The sequence below is a fragment of the Ramlibacter sp. genome, assembly GCF_036676645.1.
Taxonomy (GTDB): domain Bacteria; phylum Pseudomonadota; class Gammaproteobacteria; order Burkholderiales; family Burkholderiaceae_C; genus Ramlibacter.
Window position 1 is genome coordinate 49,749 of record NZ_JAKFCM010000095.1, and the last position, 19,089, is coordinate 68,837.

Genomic DNA, 19,089 nt, shown 5'->3' on the forward strand with positions numbered 1-19,089 from the left:
GGCGGCGAGACTAGCAGATGGGAAGCCCTGCCAGCGGGCGCCCCCCTGGCCAGCCGCGCGCTCAGTGCCAGTCGAACAGCTGGCGGATGGCCTCGCGGTAGCGGGCCTGGCCCACGACCATGGAGCTGTGGTGCGAGCCGCCCTCGACCAGCAGGAAGTGCTTCCTGCCCTTGGCGGCTTCGTAGAGCCGCTGGCCCAGCTCGGTGCGGATCAGCGTGTCGTGGTCGCCGTGCACGACCAGCAGGGGCGAGCCGATCCGTCCGACCTTGTCGATCGACTCGAAGCGCTGGGTGATCAGCGGGCCGATCGGCAGCCACCCCCACTTGAAGGTGCTGGCCACGTCCGGGATCGAGGTGAAGGTGCCCTCGACGATGGTGCCCTTCTCGTCGCCCACGCGCGCCGCGAGGTCGATGGCGATGGCGCCGCCCAGCGAGTGGCCGAACACGTAGCGTGGCCGGCCGGGGTAGCGGGTGGCCAGCCATTCCCAGGCGGCCCGTGCGTCCTCGTAGGCCTTCTCCTCCGAGGGCAGGCCGCTGGTGCTCTTGCCGAAGCCGCGGTAGTCGATGGCCAGCACGGCGAAGCCCATGTCGCGCATGCGCCGCATGCGGCCGGCCGAGCCCGCCACGTTCCAGCGCGCGCCGTGCAGGTACAGCAGCACGGGGGTGTCCGCCTGCGCGTCCTCGGCCTCGATCCACAGGGCGTGGAGCTTCGCGTTCTCCCCGGTGACATGGGAGGGGAACTCGATCCAGACGTGGTCCATGCCCTCGGCGTAGCTGGCGCTGCCGCCCCAGGCGCGGTCACTGGGCTGGAAGATCCATTCGCGCTGCTTTTCATCCAGGGTGGCGCAGCCCACCGACAGCACGATGGCCATCAGGACGGAGAAGAAGGCGGAGAGTCGGCGCGTCATCGGGAATGGACAGGACCCAGCCGGCGCAGTGGAAGTTCCCTTCAGCGTCCGCGCAGGAACAGCGAATCGAGCTCCCGCAGCGACAGCTGGCGCCAGGTCGGACGGCCATGGTTGCACTGGTCCGAGCGCTCGGTGGCCTCCATCTGTCGCAGCAGCGCGTTCATTTCTTCCAGCGTGAGCTTCCGGTTGGCACGCACTGCACCGTGGCACGCCATGGTAGCCAGCAGCTCGTTGCGCGCACGCTGCACCACCGTGCTGGAGTCGTGCTGGGCGAGCTCCGCGAGCACGCTGCGGGCCAGTTCGACCGGGTCGCCGTGGGCGAGGGTGGTCGGCACCGCGCGCACGGCCAGCGTCTTCGCGGAAAAGGGCGTGACCTCCAGCCCCAGGACCTGCAGCGCCGGCGCCGCGGACTCCGCGGTGGCGACCTCCTGCGGCGTGGCCGCGAAGGTGGCGGGGATCAGCAGCGGCTGGCTGGCCAGGGCCGTGCGGCCGTCGCCTTCGCCGAGTTGCGCCTTGAGCCGCTCGTAGACGATGCGCTCGTGGGCCGCGTGCATGTCGACGATCACCAGGCCGTCGCGGTTCTCGGCCAGGATGTAGACGCCCTGCAGCTGCGCGAGGGCGCGGCCCAGCGGCCAGTCGGCGGCGGCGCCGGTCGGTGCGTCTGCAGCCATGGCCGTGGTGGCGACCGGAGTCGGGTCCGCCGGCTGCAGCGGGATGGGCCCAGGCGCGGCGGCTGGGCCCCACAGCGCCGACAGGTCCGAGACGCGGTGGCCGGCGGCCGGACTGAAATCGAACCGCGGCTGGACCCACCCGGGCGCGCCGTCGGCGCCCTGGCCCTCGCGCGGCAGGGCGGCCGCGCGGGCGGGCTGCGCTGCATCGACGACGCCGGCGGCAGCCTGGCCTGCCCGCGGCGCCGCCAGTGCCGCTTCCAGCGCGCGCCGCACCGCCTGGTGCACCTCGCGGCCGTCGCGGAAGCGCACCTCGATCTTGGTCGGGTGCACGTTGACATCGACGCGCGCCGGGTCGATCTCCACGTACAGCGCATAGACCGGCTGCCGCTGGCCGTGCAACACGTCCTCGTAGGCGCTGCGGGCCGCGTGCGCGAGCACCTTGTCGCGCACGAAGCGGCCGTTGACATAGGCGAACTGCTGGTCGGCACGCGAACGGGCGGCGTCGGGAATGCCGGCGCGGCCGCCGATGCGGATGGGGCCGGCGGCGTAGGCCACCGCCACGCTGCGCTCGAGGAAGTCCTCGCCCAGCACGTCGGCCAGGCGCTGCTCGCGCGTGCCCGGCCGCCACTGTTCGACCAGGCGGCCTTCGTGCCACACGGCGAAGCCGACGTCGGGCCGCGCCAGCGCATGCCGTCGCACGGCCTCGACGCAGTGCGCCAGCTCGGTGGCGTCGGTCTTGAGGAACTTGCGGCGCGCCGGCGTGCTGAAGAACAGCTCCTTGACCTCCACCGTGGTGCCGGTGGCGCGCGCGGCCGGCCGCAGTTCGCCGCTGCGCGCATCCAGCAGCCAGGCGCTGGCCTGCCCCGCGCAGCGCGAGAGCAGGCTCAATTCGGAAACGGAGGCGATCGCCGCCAGGGCCTCGCCGCGAAAGCCCATGGTGCCCACCGACTCCAGGTCGGCCAGGCTGCCGATCTTGCTGGTGGCGTGCCGGCGCAACGCGACCGGCAATTCTTCCCTCGGAATGCCGCCGCCGTCGTCTTCCACGCCCACCAGGCGCACGCCGCCGGCGAGCAGCCGCACGGTGACCTGCGTGGCGCCGGCGTCCAGTGCGTTGTCGACCAGTTCCCGCACCACCGAGGCGGGCCGCTCCACCACTTCGCCGGCGGCGATCTGGCTGACCAGCTCGTCGGGGAGCTCCCGAATGGGCCGGCGATGGTCCGAATGGAGCACGGCGTTCACGGCGGGCATTCTAGGTGCGCGGCGGATAATCGCGCCCATGGAATACGTGGCCTTCCTGGTCGACTTCATCCTGCACGTCGACGTGCACCTCGAAGCCTTCGTGCGCGCCTACGGCCTGTGGGTCTATGCGCTGCTGTTCCTGATCATCTTCGTCGAGACCGGGGTGGTGGTCATGCCCTTCCTGCCCGGCGACTCGCTGCTGTTCGTGGCCGGCGCGCTGTGCGGCCTGGGCTTCATGGACTACACGGCGACCTGCGCCGTGATGCTGGCCGCGGCCATCCTGGGCGACCAGTCCAACTACACCATCGGGCGCTACTTCGGGCCCAAGGTGTTCCGCTGGGAGCACTCGCGCTGGTTCAACAAGGCCGCGTTCGACCAGGCCCACGCCTTCTACGAGAAGTACGGCGGCATCACCATCATCGTGGCCCGCTTCGCGCCCTTCCTGCGCACCTTCGCGCCCTTCGTGGCGGGGGTGGCGGCGATGACGCGCACCAAGTTCACCTCGTACAACGTGATCGGCGCGGTGCTCTGGGTGATCGGCATCGTCACCGCCGGCTACTTCCTGGGCGGCTTGCCGTGGGTGAAGGCCCACCTGGACAAGATCATCTGGGCGATGATCCTGGTCCCGGGCGTGATCGTCATCGCCGGGGCCTGGCGCGCGAAGCGGGCGGCGGTGGCGTAGCGCCTTGATGCACCCCGCAGGGGTGTTCAGTTCGCGCGGAATAGCATGCAGCGCGAACACCCTTTGAGCGAGGATCCGGCTTTGCCGGGCCCCGCTCAACTGACCAGAGCACACGCGAAACGCGCAGCGTCTTGCGTGTGAATCCCTAATGCCCCGCCGTCAGCTTGTACACCAGGTCGGCCGTCGTGTTGGCCTTGTACTTCCGCATCAGCCGCGCCCGGTAGATCTCCACCGTGCGGTGGCTGATGGCCAGGGCCTTGCCGATCTCCTTGGACGTCATTCCGTCGAGCAGCCGGGCCGCCACCTCGCGCTCGCGTGCCGTGAGCTCGGCCTTGACCGGCCGCTGCGCGCTCAGGTCCTCGAACGACCAGATGCCGGCTTCGTGCGGCGCCTGGCGGTTGAGCGCCCGGCCGGTGACGTGGCACCAGAACACCTCGCCGCTGGCGCGCTTCATGATGCGGTCGTCCGAGTAGTGCCCCTTGGCGTTCAGGATCGGGGTCATGCGCGCGCCCAGCCGCTCGTATTCGTCCGCGCTGGGGTACAGCGTCAGGAACGACTGGCCGATCAGCACCTCGCGCGAGTAGCCGAACATCTCGCACAGGTGGCGGTTGCAGTCGACGATGGCACGGTTGCGCGACAGGCACAACCCTACCGGGGCCATGTCGAACGCAAGCCGATAATCGACGTCCATACCGGGGCAAACCTTTACGAGATACTACGTAGCACGCTAAGTAGTATCGTAACCCGGTTCGCCCGCAGCTCAGCCGGGCCATTCCTGCAGCAGGAGAACCTCGTGAACAAGCTTTACCCCAACGCCGCCGCGGCCCTGGACGGCGTCGTGCGCAGCGGCCAGCTGCTGGCCGTTGGCGGCTTCGGCCTGTGCGGCATCCCGGAAGCGCTGATCGAAGCGCTGCGCGACACCGGCGTGAAGGACCTCACCGTCATTTCCAACAACGCCGGCGTCGACGGCTTCGGCCTGGGCAAGCTGCTGGAGACGCGGCAGATCCGCAAGATGATCTCCAGCTACGTGGGCGAGAACAAGGAATTCGAGCGCCAGTACCTGGCCGGCGAGCTCGAGCTGGAGTTCACGCCGCAGGGCACGCTGGCCGAGAAGCTGCGCGCCGGGGGCGCCGGCATCCCGGCCTTCTTCACCAAGACCGGCGTCGGCACCATCGTGGCCGAAGGCAAGGAGCTGCGCGAGTTCGACGGCGAGACCTACGTGATGGAGCGCTCGCTGGTGCCCGATGTCGCGCTGGTCAAGGCCGACGTGGCCGACACGAGCGGCAACCTGCGCTTCCGCCTGACCGCGCGCAACTTCAACCCGGCCGCCGCCATGGCCGGCAAGGTCTGCATCGTGGAGGTGGAAAAGGTCGTCGAGGCGGGCGAACTGGCCCCCGACGACGTGCACCTGCCCGGCATCTACGTGCACCGCATCGTGCACAACCCGAATCCCGAGAAGCGCATCGAGAAGAGGACCACCCGCCCGAATTGACGTCGAGGCGCGGCGCCCCACCCGCCCTGTCGTCCCGGCGAAAGCCGGGATCCATCTCCCGGAGATGGATCGCGGGTCGGGCCGGCAAGGACACCGGCAACGGAACTTAGGAGATTTCAATGCCCTGGACCCAAGACCAGATGGCCGCGCGTGCGGCGCAGGAACTCGAGGACGGCTTCTACGTCAACCTCGGCATCGGCATCCCGACCCTGGTGGCCAACTTCACCGGCGACAAGGAAGTGTGGCTGCAGTCCGAGAACGGCATGCTGGGCATCGGCCCGTTCCCGACCGAGGACGAGGTCGACGCCGACCTGATCAACGCCGGCAAGCAGACCGTCACCACGCTCAAGGGCTCGTCGATCTTCGGCAGCCACGACAGCTTTGCCATGATCCGCGGCGGCAAGATCAACCTGTCGATCCTGGGCGCCATGCAGGTCAGCGAGAAGGGCGACCTGGCCAACTGGATGATCCCGGGCAAGATGGTCAAGGGCATGGGCGGCGCGATGGACCTGGTGGCCGGCGTCAAGCGCGTGATCGTGCTGATGGAGCACGTCGCGAAGAAGAAGGACGGCACCGAAGACCTGAAGATCCTGCCGAGCTGCACCCTGCCGCTGACCGGGGTGGGCGTGGTCGACCGCATCATCACCGACCTGGCGGTGATCGACGTCACCCCGCAAGGCCTGAAGGTGGTCGAGCTCGCGCCCGGCGTCAGCTTCGAGCAGGTGCAGGCCAAGACCGGCGTGAAGCTGCTGCACTGAACCCGCTGCACTAAACCCGCGGCTTCCTCCCTCGGACGCTGCATCCCCGGCACTTGTCATCCCGGCGCAAGCCGGGATCCATCTCCCGCTGCCTGGATACGCGCGTTGCGCGTTTTCCGCCCGGTGACGCCGGCATGAAACGCGTGCAGCCCGCAACAAGGCTCACATTTGGCAACCCGCTGCCAGCCCCGGCTGACAGCGGGTTGTCGCCTTGGCCGGCTTGCTAAGCGCTTGGCTGGCTGGACCATGGCCCCGGCAAGGTGCCCGTGGCGGCACCGCGGGAGGTGATGCGATGAAGGTCCTGTCCGCCCTGTTCGCGGCCGGCACGCTGCTGGCGGCCGCCCCGGCCCTGGCCTGCTACACGGTCCACGACGCCCAGGGCCGGATCGTCTACCAGGCCCAGGAGCCGCCGGTGGACATGAGCCGGCCCCTGCACGAGACCGTGGACCGCATCGCCCCGGGCGGACACCTGGTGTTCGGCGATTCGCTGGACTGCCAGGTGCAGTCGCCCTCGCGCACCTTCCTGCAGGCCACCAGCAGCGGCAGCCCGCCGCTGCTGACGCACGAGCGCACCGCGCGCGCCATGGGCCTGCCGTACACCCGGGTCGCCGAAGGCATCGCGCTGGTGCCGGACCGCCCCGACGACATGCGTCCCGGGGTGGTGCTGGCGGGGTCGGGGCTGGCGGGCGCCGTACCGGATACCCGGGCCATGGGAGCCGGGCCGGCAGGGCTGACGGCCGGCGCACCGGGCACCGTGATGCGGCGAGTGCCGCGCAGCAGCGCAGCCGTGCCCGGGATCGACCGGCCTCCCGCCATCGTGCCCCGGACCGATCCGCGCCGCCGCTGACCCGGCGCAGTTGCCTCTTCGCTGCGCGTGCATACTCGCGCGCTGGCGGAGCCATGGCATGCGCATCCTGATCGTCGAAGACGACCCCCAGCTCGGTGACGCGCTGGCAGCCGGCCTTCGCCAGCTCGGGCACGCGGTGGACGGCTTCGGCAGCGGCGAGCAGGCCGATGCCGCGCTCGCCGGTGCGAACTACGACGCGGTGGTGCTGGACCTGGGCCTGCCGCGCGGCGACGGCATGTCCTGGCTGTGCCGCTGGCGCGCCCGCGGGCAGGCCGAGCCGGTGCTGATCCTCACCGCGCGCGACGGCGTCGAGCAGCGGGTGGCCGGCCTGGACGCCGGCGCCGACGACTACCTGGTCAAGCCGATCACCATCGACGAGCTGTCGGCCCGGCTGCGCGCGCTGCAGCGCCGGCTGAGCGGCCGTGCGCAGCCGGTGTGGCGGCACGGCGAACTGGCCTTCGACCCGGCCTCGCGCCAGGCCCGCTGGCGTGGCGCCCCCGTGGAGCTGACCCCGCGTGAGCTGGCGCTGCTGGAGGCGCTGATGGCCGATCCCCAGCGCGTGCAGTCCAAGGGCACCCTGCTGGAAAAGCTCTACGACTGGAGCGGTGGCGAGCCGGAGAGCAATTCGCTGGAGGTGCACGTGCACCACCTGCGCCGCAAGCTGCACGCGAGCGTGGTGCGCACGGTGCGGGGCGTCGGCTATGCCCTGGGTGACTGCGGAGAGGCTCCGTGAGCCTGCAGCGCCGGCTGCTGCTGTACCTGGCGATCTGCGCACCGCTGGTGTGGGGCGTGGCGCTGTTCTTCTCCGTGCGGGGCGCGCGGCTGGAGGTCAACGAGCTGTTCGACGCGGAGCTGATCCGGCTGGCGCGCCAGGTGCAGGCCACCTTGCCCGTCTTGCCGCGCGCGGCAGCGGTCCCTGCAGCGCCGAAGCGCCACGCACCCGGCCGGGGCGAGGGCGACCTGCGCGACCTCGCCATCGCGGTCTGGGATGGCGGCGGCCGGCTGGTGGTCAACGACCGCGAAGGGGTGGGCCTGCCGTTCCGGCCGTCGGCCTCCGGATTCGTCGAGGAGGCGGTGGGCGGCGAGCCCTGGCGCATCTACTACCTGCAGTCCGCGGACGGCTCGGTGCTGGTGGCGGCCGGCCAGAAGGCCTACGAGCGCGACGAGCTGGTGTTCAGCCTGATCGCCAGCCAGAGCATCCCCTGGCTCGTCCTGCTGCCGGTGCTGCTGGCCGCCATGGCCGGATCGGTGCGGCTGGCGCTGGGGCCGGTGCACCTGCTGTCGGGCAACCTGCGGCGCCGCCGCGCCGAGGACCTGGCGCCGATCGCCCCGGCCGGGGTGCCGGCCGAACTGGTCCCGCTGGTGGAGGCCCTGAACGGCCTGTTCTCGCGGGTCGGCGAGCTGCTGGCGCGCGAGCGCCGGTTCACCGCCGATGCGGCGCACGAGTTGCGCACGCCGCTGGCGGTGCTGCGGGCGCAGTGGGACGTGGTGCGGCGCGCCGGCCCCGGCGAGCGCGCCGAAGCCGAAAGCCGGTTCCAGGCGGCGCTGGAACGCATGGATCGCCTGGTGGCGCAACTGCTGGCCCTGGCGCGCGCCGAGGCGGCGGACGCCACCCTGCTGCCGGAGGAAGTCCGCTGGCCGCCGATCGTCGAGCAGGTGGCCACCGACTGCCTGCCGCTGCTGCAACGCCGGGGGGTCGAACTGGCCTGCGACTGGCCCCGCGACAGCCGGCCGGCGCTGCCGCTGCGCGGCGACCCGCACCTGCTGACGGTGCTGCTGCGCAACCTCGTCGACAACGCCGCCCGCTATGCGCCCGCCGGCAGCACGGTGGCGCTGCGCATGGGCATGGACGGTATCGAGGTGGAGAACGAAGGCGAGCCGCTGCCGCCGCAGGTGCTGGCCTCGCTGGGCGAGCGCTTCCGGCGCTCGCCCGGCCAGCAGGAGACCGGCAGCGGCCTGGGCGTGTCGATCGCGCAGCGCGTCGCCCGGCTGCACGGGCTGGAACTGGCGTACGAGGCGGGTGCGGGCGGGCGGGGCGTGAAGGCGGTGCTGCGCTTGCCCGCCCCGAGCGCTACTTCGCCCTGATCTGCTCCAGCAGTTGCCGGGCCTCGTCGCGGCGCCCGGCATCCGCGATCTGCCGGCCGGGCCGCGGCGGGGCCTTCAGCGCGCGCTCCAGGTAGCCCACGGCCTTGTCGGCCTGGCCGGTCTCCGCCAGGTACTCGCCGTAGAAGAAGTTGGGATCGATGCCGTCGGGGTTGACCTGCAGGGCCTTCTGCAGCAGTTCGGCCGCCTTGGCCTTGTCGCCGAAGCCCACCGGCCAGCCGGGGACCTTGTAGTACAGCACGCCCAGGCTGTTGTACGCGGAGCCCTGCAGTGCGTTCGGGTCGGCCTGGATCGCCGCCTCGTACAGCGACCGCGCCTGCCGGGCCAGCCCCAGCCCGCCGAGGCCGCCCTTCTCGCCCGCCCAGGAGCTGACGATGATGCCTTCCCAGACCAGGGGTTCGCTGCGGCCCGGGTACGCCTCGCTCAGCGTGTGCGCCCGGGCCGCGAGCGCGGCGAAGCGCTTCTCGCGCTCGGACGCCGGGGTCTGGTAGCGGATCACCTCCCAGTCGTGCTGCAGTTCGAGCACGGCATCGTCGATCGGGCCGGCCCGCAAGGGCAGCGGCAACAGCAGGAGCGTGGCGGCGCCGATCAGCGCCGCGGTGGCGGTGCGCCGGTGCATGGCGCGCGGCGCGCGCCGGGAAAGGGCTCGGGTGTCCATGGTCAGCCTCGTGGAAGAAGGGAGTCGGTGGGGCGGGCCGCGGTGTCCGCGGCCGCCTTGCGGTGGCGTGCGAAGGCGCCGTCCAGCCAGGTCGGCACGGCGCCGTTCAGGCGCACGGCCAGCCGTTCGGGGAAGCCGAGGAAGCGTTCGGGCGCTTCGTCCTGCAGCAGTTGCAGCAGCGCCTGTGCGACCGCCCCGGGTTCGTCCATCGCCGTTCCGGTGGCGCGGTTGTAGGCCTCGACGGCGGCGTCGTTGAAGGGCGTGCGGGTGCTGCGCGGCCCCAGGAACTGGACCCGCACGGGGGTGTCGGCCAGTTCGCGGCGCAGGGCCTGGGCATAGCCGCGCAACCCGAACTTGCCGGCGCAGTAGGTGCTGAACCCGGGCAGGCCGATGGCGCCCAGCGCCGAGCCCAGGAACAGCACCTGCGCGGCCGGCTGGGCCTGCAGGTGCGGCAGCAGCATCGTGGTCAGCTGCATGGGCGCGAGCAGGTTGGTGGCCAGCACCCGCTGCAGCGCCTGCGGCTCCTGCGCCGCGGCCAGGCCGAAGGCGGGGGCGCCGCCGGCATGGGCGAGCACGTTGCAACCCCATCCGGCGGCGGCCTGCGCCAGCCCCGACAACGCGGCGGCGTCCGTGAGGTCGGCCTCGCGCCAGCTCGCACAGTCGCCATGGAGGGCCTGCAGCTCGCGCGCCTGCGCCGCCAGCCGCGCGGGCGAGCGCCCCGCCAGCATCAGCTTCGCCCCCGCCCGCGCCAGCAGGCGGGCGCCGGCCTGGCCGATGCCGCCGGTGGCGCCCGTGAGCAGGATGCGGGCGTCCTGCGGCCTCATGCCGTGGCGCCGGCCGGCACCGGCATCGGCAGGCTGCGGAACACGTCGCCGTACAGGCGGTAGAACACCTGCGCGGCGTGCACGATGTCGGCCTGGTCCTGCGGGTCCTCCATCCGGTTCACCAGCTGCTCGAAGTACGCGACGTGCTCGCGATCGAGGGTGCCGTGCGAGCGCAGGTAGGAGAAGGCCGCGTCGGGCAGCTGCAGGCCCTGCTGGATGCGGTCGGCCGCCGTCAGCGCCAGCGACACGCTGGTGCCTTCCAGCACGTGCACCATGCCGAAGAAGGCCAGCGGGTTGCGGCGGGCGATCAGGTCGTGGGCGTAGGCGACCATGACCTCGGTGGCCACGGCGGGGCGGCCGTGGCGCACGGCCTCGGCATCGGCGCCGCAGGCGCGCAGGTCGTCCAGGATCCACTCGTCGTGGCCGGACTCCTCCGCGATGTAGTCGTCGAGCGACTCGCGCAGCCAGGCGCGGCCCGGCGGCAGCGCCGCCCGGCAGGCGGCCAGCAGCGGCACCGTGTGGCGCACGTGGTGGAAGGCCTCGGTGAGGAAGGCCACGTAGCTGGGCAGCGCGACCTCCCCGCGCAGGCAGCCCTGGATGATGGGGGTGGCCAGCAGGCCGGCGCGGGCGGTGGCGGTCTGCGCCTGGAGTCGGGGGAAGAAGGGCGTCATGGTGTCGTGGCGGGTGAATCGATGGGCAACTGCAGCGCGCCGGCATGCGCCTGCAGGATGGCGGGGCGGCAGGGCCGCCCGTTCGGGGTGGCGAAGCCGGTTTCGGGGCTGAATGCCCCGAGGGCGGGCACCCAGCGGGCGACGCGGGCGTAGTCGGGCAGGGCGGCATTGGCGGCGTCCACCGCACGCTGCAGGACCTGGGCCGTCGCGCCTTCCTGGGCGGGCCACAGCACCGCGCACAACTGCGGCTGCGCATCGCCGAACACCACCGCCGCGGCGATGCCCGGCTGCTCCTGCAGCGCGCCTTCCACCCACTCGGGCGAGACGTTGCGGCCGAAGGCGGTGATCAGCACGTTGCTGCGGCGGCCCCGCAGGTGCAGGAAGCCGTCGGCATCGAGCGACCCCAGGTCGCCGGTGCGCCACCACCCGCCCTGCGGCCGGGCCGCGCCGAGGTAGCCGCCGAACAGGGCGCCGGCGACCTCCACTTCGCCATCGGCAGCGATGCGCACGCGTGCATGCGGCAGCGGCTGGCCCGCGCTGCCAGGGCGATCGGCGCCCGGCCGGTTGAGCGTCTGCACCGAGGCGCCCTCGGACAGGCCGTAGCCCTCGTAGGCGGGGATGCCGCAGGCGCGCGCGGCCTGCAGCAGCCGCCCGCCCACGGCGGCGCCGCCGACGGCGACGAAGCGCAGGCTGGCGGGCGGGCGCTGGCCGGTGTCGCGCAGCCAGCCGGCCCAGCCGCGCAGCATCTGCGGCAGCAGGATCAGGCTGTCCGGCCGGCGCTCCTGCACCGCCGAGTGGAACAGCGCCGGGTCGAAGCGCGTGGCGCCGCCCAGCCCCAGGCGGGCCAGCGGCAGCGCGATGCAGGTGCCGCCGTTGGCCAGCGGCGCCATCACCCCAGCCACGTTCTCCAGCAGCACCGGGAAGGGCAGCGCGCACAGGTGCCGCTGCAGCCGCAGCGGCTGCAGCGCCTGCACCACCCCCTGCGCCACGGCGGCCAGGGCCGCCGCATCCAGGCACACGCCCTTGGGCGTGCCGGTGGTGCCGGAGGTGAAGGTGATCTTGCAGGTGCCGGGCGGCAGGTCCACCGGCCGGGCCGGCAGCCGCAGCAGGTCCAGCGTCTCGCCGGCCACCGCCAGCGGCTGCGTCGAGATCGGCGACCCTGCCGCCGGCCTCCCGGGCTGGGTGAGCAGGGCATCCACGCCGGCCGCCTGCAGCACGTGCTGCACCTGCGCCCGCGTGAAGAACAGCGGCAGCGGCACGTGCACCAGCCCCGCCGCCTGCGCGGCCCGGTCGGCGACGATCCAGGCCGGCGAGTTGTCCAGCAGGGTGGCGAGCACCCGCACCCCGGCCGCTCGCAGCGAAGCGGCGAGGTGATCGGCGCAGGCCTGCAGCTCGTCGTGGCCCAGGGCGTACGCCGCGCCTTCGATCGCGGCGGCAGCCCGCTTCGGGGAAGCGTTCATGCCGCCGTCCCCGTCGCGCGCTGGAACTGCTGCAACTGGCGCAGGGCCAGCGGCAGGTGGCCGGCCAGCACCACCGGGCGGTGCTCGTAGTAGCGGCCCCAGCGCGCGGACTCCTCGCCCAGCGCCGCGGGGTCGGCGGCGCCCAGGCTGAGGGGGGCCACGCCGATGCGCAGGAACAGCCGGCGCAACTCCTCGGTGAGCGTGCCCACCACCCACTGGAAGCCCAGGGCGGCGAGGTACGGCCCCAGCAGCAGGATCAGGCGCCGGCCCTGGCCAGGCTGGCGGGCCGCCAGGCTGCCGACCTCCACGATGCGGCTGCGGCTGGGGACGCGCCCGGCGGCCGGGCCGAGCAGGGCCTCCACCGGCTGCGGCAGGTAGCGTTCCAGGAACAACGGGCCCTCGCCGGCGCTGCGCCAGGCCGCTGCCGCGACCAGCCGGCCGCCATTGCGCAGGCTGACCAGCGTCGGAGCAAAGCGGTCGAGCTGCGCGCCGAAGCGCTCGGCGAACACGCCGGCGATGAAGGCCTCCACCTCGGCGCGGCCGGGATCGCGGGGACCGTGGACGGCCAGCGAACCGGGCGGGGTGTTGCCGCGCAAGGGCGGCGCGTCTGCGTCGCCGGGATCGCATCCCGGCAGGGCCATCGGCATGGACTTCCTCTCTCGATGCCGCTCGGGGCGGCGGACGGGAGGGATGCTCGGGGGCGGACCTTAACGGGACATTAAGGTCCCGGGGGGCGCAGCCGCGGTGCGGGTCGGGGCGAAGCTAGCGAAAGGGCCGGCTCACGTAGCGCGATCCCTTCAGCCCGAATCGCCACGGCACGTCGACCGCCTTGCTGATGCCGATGCGGGGGCCGGCGACGATGCCGATTTCCAGGTGATCGTCGGCAGCGAACACCTGGAAGGGCGGGCGGTCCAGGCGGTGCCCGTTCATGCCGTGCGTGATCGCCAACGCCTGGCCCAGCTTGCCCGGCCCCGAGCACAGCAGCCGCTCCTCGTGCAGGCCGCGCCGCTCGCGCATCACGTCGATGCCGTGCGTGGGCTCCAGCGCGCGGATCAGCACCCCCGCGCCATGTCCGGTTTCGCGGCAGACGAAGTTCAGGCACCAGTGGATGCCGTAGGAGCGGTACACGTAGGCGCGCCCGGGCGGGCCGAACATCGAGGCGTTGCGCGCGGTGGGGCCGGAGAACGTGTGGGAGGCCGGGTCTTCGTGGTCGTAGGCCTCGGTCTCGACGATGCGCCCGCCGACGCCGTCGACCAGCAGCGTGGCGCCGATCAGCGCCTGCGCCACGAGGTGCGAGTCGGCCTGGAAATCGGCGGGCCCGAGCGCCCGGGAGAGGGCGGCAGGCTCGTGAAGGCGTGGCTGGGGGTGCTGGCTGGACAAGTCGCCAAGCATGCCATGCAAGCGAAGCGCGGGCGGCGATTCCCCTGACGAAAGAAAGCAGACGCAGGCTGGAGTTTACTGTATAAATAACCAGTCTTTCTCGTTTCCCGTTCCCATTCCCACCAGCATCCCATGCAGCCCGCTGCCGCCTTGGCCGTCCCCGATGTCTGGCGCGTGCAGGACCTCGCGCCGGAAGCCTGCGCGCTGCCCAGCGGGCATGGGGCGCTCGACCGGCAGCTGCCCGGCGGCGGCTGGCCGGTGGGAAGCCTGGTCGAGTTGATCGAAGCCCGTCCGCAGGCGCCCGTCTGGCAACTCGTGCTGCCGGCGCTCGCCCGGCTCACCCGCGACCAGCCCGGTCCCATCGCCCTGGTCGGCGCGCCCCATCCGCCCTTCGGCCCGGCACTGGCGGCGCAGGGCCTGCCGGCCGATCGCCTGCTGTGGATCCGCACCGATGCCGCCGCGGCGCGCCTGTGGGCCGCCGAACAGGCCCTGCGCTGCGCCGACGTGCTGGGCCTGCTGGCCTGGCTGCCGCAGGTGCGCGCCCAGGACCTGCGGCGGCTGCACCTGGCGGCGCGCCGGCATCGCAAGCTGCTGTTCGTGCTGCGCGGGCTGGATGCGCAGCGCCAGGCCAGCCCGGCGCCGCTGCGCCTGTTGCTGGAAGGCGTGGACGAGTTGCAGCTGCGCATCGTCAAGCGCAAGGGCCCGCCGCTGGACGAGCCGATCGGGCTGCCGGCAATGCCGGCCCGCCTGCAGGCCCTGCTGGCCTCGCGCCGCCGCGGCGCCCCGGACGCACCCACCCCGCAACCCGAACACAGGAGATCGCATGTACTGGATCGCCTTGTCACCGTCCCTTGAGAGCGAGCGCCTCGCCTGGACCTGGTGGGCCCTGCGCTTCACGCCGCGCGTCGCGCAGGTCGAGGAGGCCATCCTGCTGGAGGTCTCGGCCAGCCTGCGGCTGTTCGGCGGCCGCCGCGGGCTGCTGCAGCTGCTGCTGAAGTCGCGCACGGACCTGCAGGCGCCGCGCTGGGCTGCCGGGCCCACGTCGCTGGTGGCGCTGGCGCTGCTGCGCTGCAGGCTGCGATCGCAAGCGGCCCCCGCGCAGATCCCCGGCGACCTGCCGCTGGAATTGCTAAGCGCTGCCGTCCCGCACGTGCCGCTGCTCGAGCGCACCGGCATCCGCAGCTGGGGCCAGCTGCGCGCGCTGCCGCGCGGCGGCCTGTCGCGCCGCTTCGGTGCGGAACTGCTCGCTGCGCTCGACGCCGCCTGGGGCGAGCGCCCCGAGCAGTACCGCTGGGAAACGCTGCCCGAAGCCTTCGACCTGAACCTGGAGCTGGCCTGCCTGGCCACCGCCGCACCCGAACTGATGCACGCCGCCGGGCACCTGCTGCGGCTGCTGCAGCACTGGCTGCAGGCGCGCAACCGCGGCGTGCTGGGGCTGGAGCTGGAATGGACACTGGACCTGCGCCGCCTCAACGGCGTGGCGCTGCCGCCCAAGGAACAGCTGCCGGTGCGCACCGCGCAGCCCACGCAGGAGATCTCGCACCTGCGCCGGCTGGTGGGCGAGCAGCTGGCGCGCGCCACGCTGGCGGCGCCGGCCAGCCACCTGCGCCTGCGCTCGCTGGAGACCGTGCCCTGGGCCGGCGCCACCGCCCCCCTGCTGCCGCAGGAGCAGGCCGAGGGCGAGCGGCTGCACCAGCTGGTCGAGCGCCTGTCGGTGCGCCTGGGCGAGGACAGCGTGCTGGTGCCGCAGGCGCAGCAGGACCACCGGCCCGAATGCAAGCAGGACTGGCGGCCGGCCAGGGCGCACGAGGCCGCGCCCTGCGGCGACAGCGACGCGCTCTATCCCACCTGGCTGCTGCCACGGCCGCTGAGGCTGCGCCTGCAGGGCGAGACGCCGTGCTTCGGCGGGCCGTTGCGCCGGCTGGCGCGCCTGTACCGGGTCGAGACGGCGTGGTGGGAGGAGCCCGGTCCGACCCTGCGCGACTACTTCATCGCGCGCAGCCCGCAGGCCGGGCTGGTCTGGATCTACCGCGAGCGGCCGCGGGAACTGGCGCAGGGCCTTGCGGACTCCGGCCGCTTCGCCTGGTACCTGCAGGGCCTGTATGCCTGAAAGTGCCACCAAGCCCCAACCGCTGCTGGACGAGGAGCGGCTGCCCCCGGTGCTGGGCAGCGGTCCCGACTTGCTGCCGCGCTACGCCGAGCTGCACTGCCTGACGAACTTCAGCTTCCAGCGCGGCGCCTCGCACCCGCAGGAGCTGGTGCGGCGCGCCTACGACCTCGGCTACGAGGTGCTCGCCATCACCGACGAATGCTCGGTGGCCGGCGTGGTGCGCGCCTGGTCCGGGCTGCGCGATTACTTCGACTTCATCCGCCGGCTGCAGGAGGCGTATCCGGGCCAGTGCCGCCTGCGCCCGTTCCGGCTGCTGTACGGGGCCGAGTTCGACTTCGGCGACGGCCGCCTGGTCGCGATCGCGCGCGACCTGCCAGGCTGGGGCGGCCTGTGCGAATTCATCACCGCGGCGCGCACCACCGCGCCCAAGGGCCGCTATTCGGTCGGCTGGGACCGCAGCGACCTGCGCCTGCTGCAAGGCTGCGAGGTGCTGTTCGTCCCGCAACGGCGGGCCGGCCACCGCCTGGACCCGGCTGTGCTGGGCCGGCTGCAGGCCCTGCGCGCGCTGTACGGCGACGGCCTGTGGCTCGCCGCGAACCTGCCGCACCGGATCGACGACGACCTCTGGCTGGCCGACCTGCGCGAAGCGGGCGCGCGCACCGGCGTGCCGCTGGTGGCCACCGGCGACGTGCACATGCACGCGCGCTCGCGCAAGCCGCTGCAGGACGTGGTCACCGCGGTGCGCCTGGGCAGGCCCGTGGCCGACTGCGGGCTGGCGCTGCAGGGCAATGCCGAGCGCCACCTGCGCCAGCGCAAGCGGCTGGCCGAGCTGTACCCGCGCGAGTTGCTGGACCACACGCTGGTCGTCGCCGATCGCTGCCGCTTCGAACTGGAGGAGATCCGCTACGACTACCCGCTGGAGACGGTGCCGCCCGGCCTGACGCCCTCCCAGGCCTTGCGCCGCCTGACCTATGAAGGCGCGAAGGAGCGCTATCCGCAGGGCATCCCGCGGCGCGTGGTCGACCTGCTGGAAAAGGAGCTGCCCCTGATCGAGCAGTGCCGCTACGAGATGTTCTTCCTGACGGTGCACGACATCGTGCGGTTCGCCAACTCCAAGGGCATCCTGTGCCAGGGCCGCGGCTCGGCGGCCAACTCGGTGGTGTGCTTCTGCCTGGGCATCACGGCGATGGACCCGATGCTGTCGCAGCCGCTGCTGGAACGCTTCATCAGCGTCGATCGCCGCAACGAGCCGCCCGACATCGACGTCGACTTCGAGCACGAGCGGCGCGAGGAGGTGATCCAGTACATCTACGGCAAGTACGGCCGCGACCGTGCCGCCATCGCCGCCGTGGTGATCGGCTATCGCACGCGCAGCGCGATCCGCGACGTCGGCAAGGCGCTGGGCGTGGCCGCGCCGCTGGTCGATGCCTTCGCCAAGGACCACTTCTGGTTCGACGACCGGCTGGCGCCCGATCGCCTGCGCGAGATGGCCGCGCGCTGCGGCGTCCCGCTGGCGGACCACCAGGCGCGCCTGTGGCTGGAGCTGGCCTCGCAGCTCATGGGCTTTCCGCGCCACCTGTCGCAGCACGTCGGCGGCTTCGTGCTGACGCAGACCCGGCTCACCCGGCTGGTGCCGGTGGAGAACGCCGCCATGGCCGACCGCTCCATCATCCAGTGGGACAAGGACGACCTGGAGGACATGGGCCTGATGAAGGTGGACGTGCTGGCGCTGGGCATGCTCAGCGCCATCCGCCGCTGCATCGATCTGGTGTCGCAGCGGCGCGGCGCGCCCTTCACGCGCTACGACATCCCGACCCACGACGAAGCCACCTTCGAGATGGTCCGGCGCGCCGACACCGTGGGCGTGTTCCAGATCGAGAGCCGCGCCCAGATGTCCATGCTGCCGCGCCTGAAGCCGCGCGAGTTCTACGACCTGGTGGTGCAGGTGGCGATCGTGCGGCCCGGCCCCATCACCGGCGGCATGGTCCACCCCTACCTGAAGGCGCGCGCGCGCAAGGCCGAGGGCCACGCGATCGAATACGAGCGCTCGCGCTACGACGGTGCCGAGCCGCGCCTGAAGAAGGCGCTGGAGCGCACGCTGGGCATCCCGATCTTCCAGGAGCAGGTGATGGCGATCTCCATGATCGCCGCCGGCTTCACCGCCACCGAGGCCGATGCGCTGCGCCGTGCCATGGCCGCCTGGAAGCGCAAGGGCGGCCTGGAGAAGTTCGAGGCGCGCCTGAAGGGCGGCATGCAGGCCAACGGCTACGGCGCCGAATTCGCCGACCGCATCTACGAGCAGATCAAGGGCTTCGGCGACTACGGCTTCCCGGAAAGCCATGCCTACAGCTTCGCGCTGCTGGCCTGGTCCAGCAGCTGGCTCAAGTGCCACGAGCCGGCCTGCTTCCTGGCGGCGATGCTCAACTCGCAGCCCATGGGCTTCTATGCGCCCTCGCAACTGATCCAGGACGCGCAGCGGCACGGCGTGAAGGTGCTGCCGCCGGACGTGTCGGCCAGCGACTGGGACAGCAAGCTGGAAGGCGACAGGGCGCAGCCCGCCGTGCGGCTGGGGCTTCGCCTGGTGGGCGGCCTGCGCGAGGAGGCGGCGCAGCGCATTCCGGACGCCCGCGCCAGCGGCGCTTTCACCGACACCGAAGACCTCGCCCTGCGCGCCCGGCTGGACGTGCAGGACCTGGCCGCGCTGGCGGCCGGCGACGCGCTGCAGTCGCTGGCCGGCCACCGGCGCCAGCAGGTGTGGGAGGCCTCGGCCCAGCGCCGCGCCCCCGAGCTGCTGCAGCACGCGCCCATCCGCGAGGAGGCGCTGCCGCTGCCCGCGGCGCACGAGGGCGAGGAGATCGTGTTCGACTATGCCTCGCTCGGGCTGACCCTGCGGCGCCATCCGCTGGCGCTGCTGCGCCCCAGGCTCGCCCGCCGGCAGTTCCGCAACGCCGGCCAGCTGCAGCAGCTGCCCGATGGCTGCCGGGCCTCCGCCTGCGGCATGGTCACCGTGCGCCAGCAGCCCGCCACCGCCAACGGCACGATCTTCGTCACGCTGGAAGACGAGTCCGGCCCGGTCAACGTGATCGTCTGGAAGAGCGTGCGCGAGCAGCAGCGCGAGGCCCTGATGCACGCCCGCCTGCTGGCGGTGCACGGCACCTGGCAGCGCGATGCCGCCAGCGACGGCCGCGTCTGCCACCTGATCGCCGAGGAACTGGAAGACCTCACGCCGTTGCTGGGGCGGCTGGGGCGGCAGAGCCGCAGCCGGGATTTCCGCTGACCCTGCTTCC

The 19,089-nt window shown here is 72.6% G+C and carries 18 protein-coding genes; 9 read left to right on the forward strand and 9 right to left on the reverse strand.

Features of this window, described 5'->3' with window-relative positions:
• Positions 1-61 precede the first annotated feature (61 nt).
• Positions 62-907, reverse strand: a complete 846-nt coding sequence (locus V6M57_RS14355) for an alpha/beta hydrolase (RefSeq protein WP_332815677.1) — start codon at positions 905-907, stop codon at positions 62-64.
• Between the two features lie 41 nt (positions 908-948).
• On the reverse strand, positions 949-2,826 hold the full coding sequence (gene mutL / locus V6M57_RS14360) for a DNA mismatch repair endonuclease MutL (RefSeq protein WP_332815678.1): 1,878 nt from the start codon (positions 2,824-2,826) through the stop codon (positions 949-951).
• 28 nt (positions 2,827-2,854) lie between these two features.
• Here mutL and V6M57_RS14365 point away from each other — a divergent pair, with 28 nt between their 5' ends.
• Positions 2,855-3,499 carry a DedA family protein gene (locus V6M57_RS14365; protein ID WP_332815679.1) on the forward strand — a complete coding sequence of 215 codons (645 nt, stop codon included), beginning with the start codon at positions 2,855-2,857 and terminating at the stop codon, positions 3,497-3,499.
• 145 nt (positions 3,500-3,644) lie between these two features.
• On the opposite strand, the gene V6M57_RS14370 is transcribed toward V6M57_RS14365, so the two are convergent.
• Complete coding sequence (locus tag V6M57_RS14370) at positions 3,645-4,190, reverse strand: PAS and helix-turn-helix domain-containing protein (protein ID WP_332815680.1); 546 nt, start codon at positions 4,188-4,190, stop codon at positions 3,645-3,647.
• Between the two features lie 102 nt (positions 4,191-4,292).
• Between V6M57_RS14370 and V6M57_RS14375 the strand changes: the two genes are divergently transcribed.
• The 5 genes from V6M57_RS14375 to V6M57_RS14395 all read left to right on the forward strand — a co-directional run bounded on the left by V6M57_RS14375 (position 4,293) and on the right by V6M57_RS14395 (position 8,681).
• Positions 4,293-4,991 carry a CoA transferase subunit A gene (locus V6M57_RS14375; RefSeq protein WP_332815681.1) on the forward strand — a complete coding sequence of 233 codons (699 nt, stop codon included), beginning with the start codon at positions 4,293-4,295 and terminating at the stop codon, positions 4,989-4,991.
• A 119-nt stretch (positions 4,992-5,110) separates the two neighbouring features.
• Complete coding sequence (locus V6M57_RS14380; protein WP_332815682.1) at positions 5,111-5,749, forward strand: 3-oxoacid CoA-transferase subunit B; 639 nt, start codon at positions 5,111-5,113, stop codon at positions 5,747-5,749.
• A 292-nt stretch (positions 5,750-6,041) separates the two neighbouring features.
• Positions 6,042-6,596 carry a hypothetical protein gene (locus tag V6M57_RS14385; RefSeq protein ID WP_332815683.1) on the forward strand — a complete coding sequence of 185 codons (555 nt, stop codon included), beginning with the start codon at positions 6,042-6,044 and terminating at the stop codon, positions 6,594-6,596.
• A gap of 58 nt (positions 6,597-6,654) precedes the next feature.
• The gene (locus V6M57_RS14390; protein WP_332815684.1) at positions 6,655-7,329 is read left to right on the forward strand and encodes a response regulator; all 675 of its coding nucleotides are present in this window, start codon (positions 6,655-6,657) and stop codon (positions 7,327-7,329) included.
• Complete coding sequence (locus V6M57_RS14395) at positions 7,326-8,681, forward strand: ATP-binding protein (RefSeq protein ID WP_332815685.1); 1,356 nt, start codon at positions 7,326-7,328, stop codon at positions 8,679-8,681. The genes V6M57_RS14390 and V6M57_RS14395 overlap by 4 nt, the downstream gene beginning before the upstream one ends.
• Here V6M57_RS14395 and V6M57_RS14400 read toward each other — a convergent pair.
• The 6 genes from V6M57_RS14400 to V6M57_RS14425 form a co-directional block, all read right to left on the reverse strand.
• A complete protein-coding gene (locus V6M57_RS14400) occupies positions 8,668-9,357 on the reverse strand; it encodes a tetratricopeptide repeat protein (protein ID WP_332815686.1) in 690 nt (229 codons plus the stop codon). The two genes, V6M57_RS14395 and V6M57_RS14400, sit on opposite strands and share 14 nt — an antisense overlap.
• Positions 9,358-9,359: 2 nt before the next feature.
• A complete protein-coding gene (locus V6M57_RS14405) occupies positions 9,360-10,181 on the reverse strand; it encodes an SDR family oxidoreductase (RefSeq protein WP_332815687.1) in 822 nt (273 codons plus the stop codon).
• Positions 10,178-10,852: a TenA family transcriptional regulator gene (locus tag V6M57_RS14410; RefSeq protein WP_332815688.1), complete on the reverse strand. Its 675-nt coding sequence runs from the start codon at positions 10,850-10,852 to the stop codon at positions 10,178-10,180. The genes V6M57_RS14405 and V6M57_RS14410 overlap by 4 nt, the downstream gene beginning before the upstream one ends.
• Positions 10,849-12,312, reverse strand: a complete 1,464-nt coding sequence (locus V6M57_RS14415; RefSeq protein WP_332815689.1) for an AMP-binding protein — start codon at positions 12,310-12,312, stop codon at positions 10,849-10,851. The genes V6M57_RS14410 and V6M57_RS14415 overlap by 4 nt, the downstream gene beginning before the upstream one ends.
• A complete protein-coding gene (locus tag V6M57_RS14420; RefSeq protein WP_332815690.1) occupies positions 12,309-12,959 on the reverse strand; it encodes a thermostable hemolysin in 651 nt (216 codons plus the stop codon). The genes V6M57_RS14415 and V6M57_RS14420 overlap by 4 nt, the downstream gene beginning before the upstream one ends.
• Positions 12,960-13,074: 115 nt before the next feature.
• Positions 13,075-13,704, reverse strand: coding sequence for a DNA-3-methyladenine glycosylase (locus tag V6M57_RS14425; protein WP_332815691.1), 630 nt, complete (start codon positions 13,702-13,704; stop codon positions 13,075-13,077).
• Positions 13,705-13,824: 120 nt separating this feature from the next.
• Between V6M57_RS14425 and imuA the strand changes: the two genes are divergently transcribed.
• From imuA to V6M57_RS14440, 3 genes are read left to right on the forward strand one after another with little or no spacing between them, the layout of a single operon-like run.
• Positions 13,825-14,547, forward strand: coding sequence for a translesion DNA synthesis-associated protein ImuA (gene imuA, locus V6M57_RS14430; RefSeq protein ID WP_332815692.1), 723 nt, complete (start codon positions 13,825-13,827; stop codon positions 14,545-14,547).
• On the forward strand, positions 14,516-15,802 hold the full coding sequence (locus V6M57_RS14435) for a DNA polymerase Y family protein (protein ID WP_332815693.1): 1,287 nt from the start codon (positions 14,516-14,518) through the stop codon (positions 15,800-15,802). The genes imuA and V6M57_RS14435 overlap by 32 nt, the downstream gene beginning before the upstream one ends.
• Positions 15,795-19,079, forward strand: a complete 3,285-nt coding sequence (locus V6M57_RS14440) for an error-prone DNA polymerase (RefSeq protein ID WP_332815694.1) — start codon at positions 15,795-15,797, stop codon at positions 19,077-19,079. Before V6M57_RS14435 ends, V6M57_RS14440 begins: the two co-directional genes overlap by 8 nt.
• Positions 19,080-19,089: the final 10 nt, after the last annotated feature.

Excerpts from the sequence above, each read along its gene's own strand:
- V6M57_RS14355 (WP_332815677.1), bottom strand. The coding sequence starts at position 907 with ATGACGCGCCGACTCTCCGCCTTCTTCTCCGTCCTGATGGCCATCGTG.
- mutL (WP_332815678.1), bottom strand. The coding sequence starts at position 2,826 with ATGCCCGCCGTGAACGCCGTGCTCCATTCGGACCATCGCCGGCCCATT.
- V6M57_RS14365 (WP_332815679.1), top strand. The coding sequence starts at position 2,855 with ATGGAATACGTGGCCTTCCTGGTCGACTTCATCCTGCACGTCGACGTG.
- V6M57_RS14370 (WP_332815680.1), bottom strand. The coding sequence starts at position 4,190 with ATGGACGTCGATTATCGGCTTGCGTTCGACATGGCCCCGGTAGGGTTG.
- V6M57_RS14380 (WP_332815682.1), top strand. The coding sequence starts at position 5,111 with ATGCCCTGGACCCAAGACCAGATGGCCGCGCGTGCGGCGCAGGAACTC.
- V6M57_RS14385 (WP_332815683.1), top strand. The coding sequence starts at position 6,042 with ATGAAGGTCCTGTCCGCCCTGTTCGCGGCCGGCACGCTGCTGGCGGCC.
- V6M57_RS14390 (WP_332815684.1), top strand. The coding sequence starts at position 6,655 with ATGCGCATCCTGATCGTCGAAGACGACCCCCAGCTCGGTGACGCGCTG.
- V6M57_RS14400 (WP_332815686.1), bottom strand. The coding sequence starts at position 9,357 with ATGGACACCCGAGCCCTTTCCCGGCGCGCGCCGCGCGCCATGCACCGG.
- V6M57_RS14405 (WP_332815687.1), bottom strand. The coding sequence starts at position 10,181 with ATGAGGCCGCAGGACGCCCGCATCCTGCTCACGGGCGCCACCGGCGGC.
- V6M57_RS14410 (WP_332815688.1), bottom strand. The coding sequence starts at position 10,852 with ATGACGCCCTTCTTCCCCCGACTCCAGGCGCAGACCGCCACCGCCCGC.
- V6M57_RS14415 (WP_332815689.1), bottom strand. The coding sequence starts at position 12,312 with ATGAACGCTTCCCCGAAGCGGGCTGCCGCCGCGATCGAAGGCGCGGCG.
- V6M57_RS14420 (WP_332815690.1), bottom strand. The coding sequence starts at position 12,959 with ATGCCGATGGCCCTGCCGGGATGCGATCCCGGCGACGCAGACGCGCCG.
- V6M57_RS14425 (WP_332815691.1), bottom strand. The coding sequence starts at position 13,704 with ATGCTTGGCGACTTGTCCAGCCAGCACCCCCAGCCACGCCTTCACGAG.
- imuA (WP_332815692.1), top strand. The coding sequence starts at position 13,825 with ATGCAGCCCGCTGCCGCCTTGGCCGTCCCCGATGTCTGGCGCGTGCAG.
- V6M57_RS14435 (WP_332815693.1), top strand. The coding sequence starts at position 14,516 with ATGTACTGGATCGCCTTGTCACCGTCCCTTGAGAGCGAGCGCCTCGCC.
- V6M57_RS14440 (WP_332815694.1), top strand. The coding sequence starts at position 15,795 with ATGCCTGAAAGTGCCACCAAGCCCCAACCGCTGCTGGACGAGGAGCGG.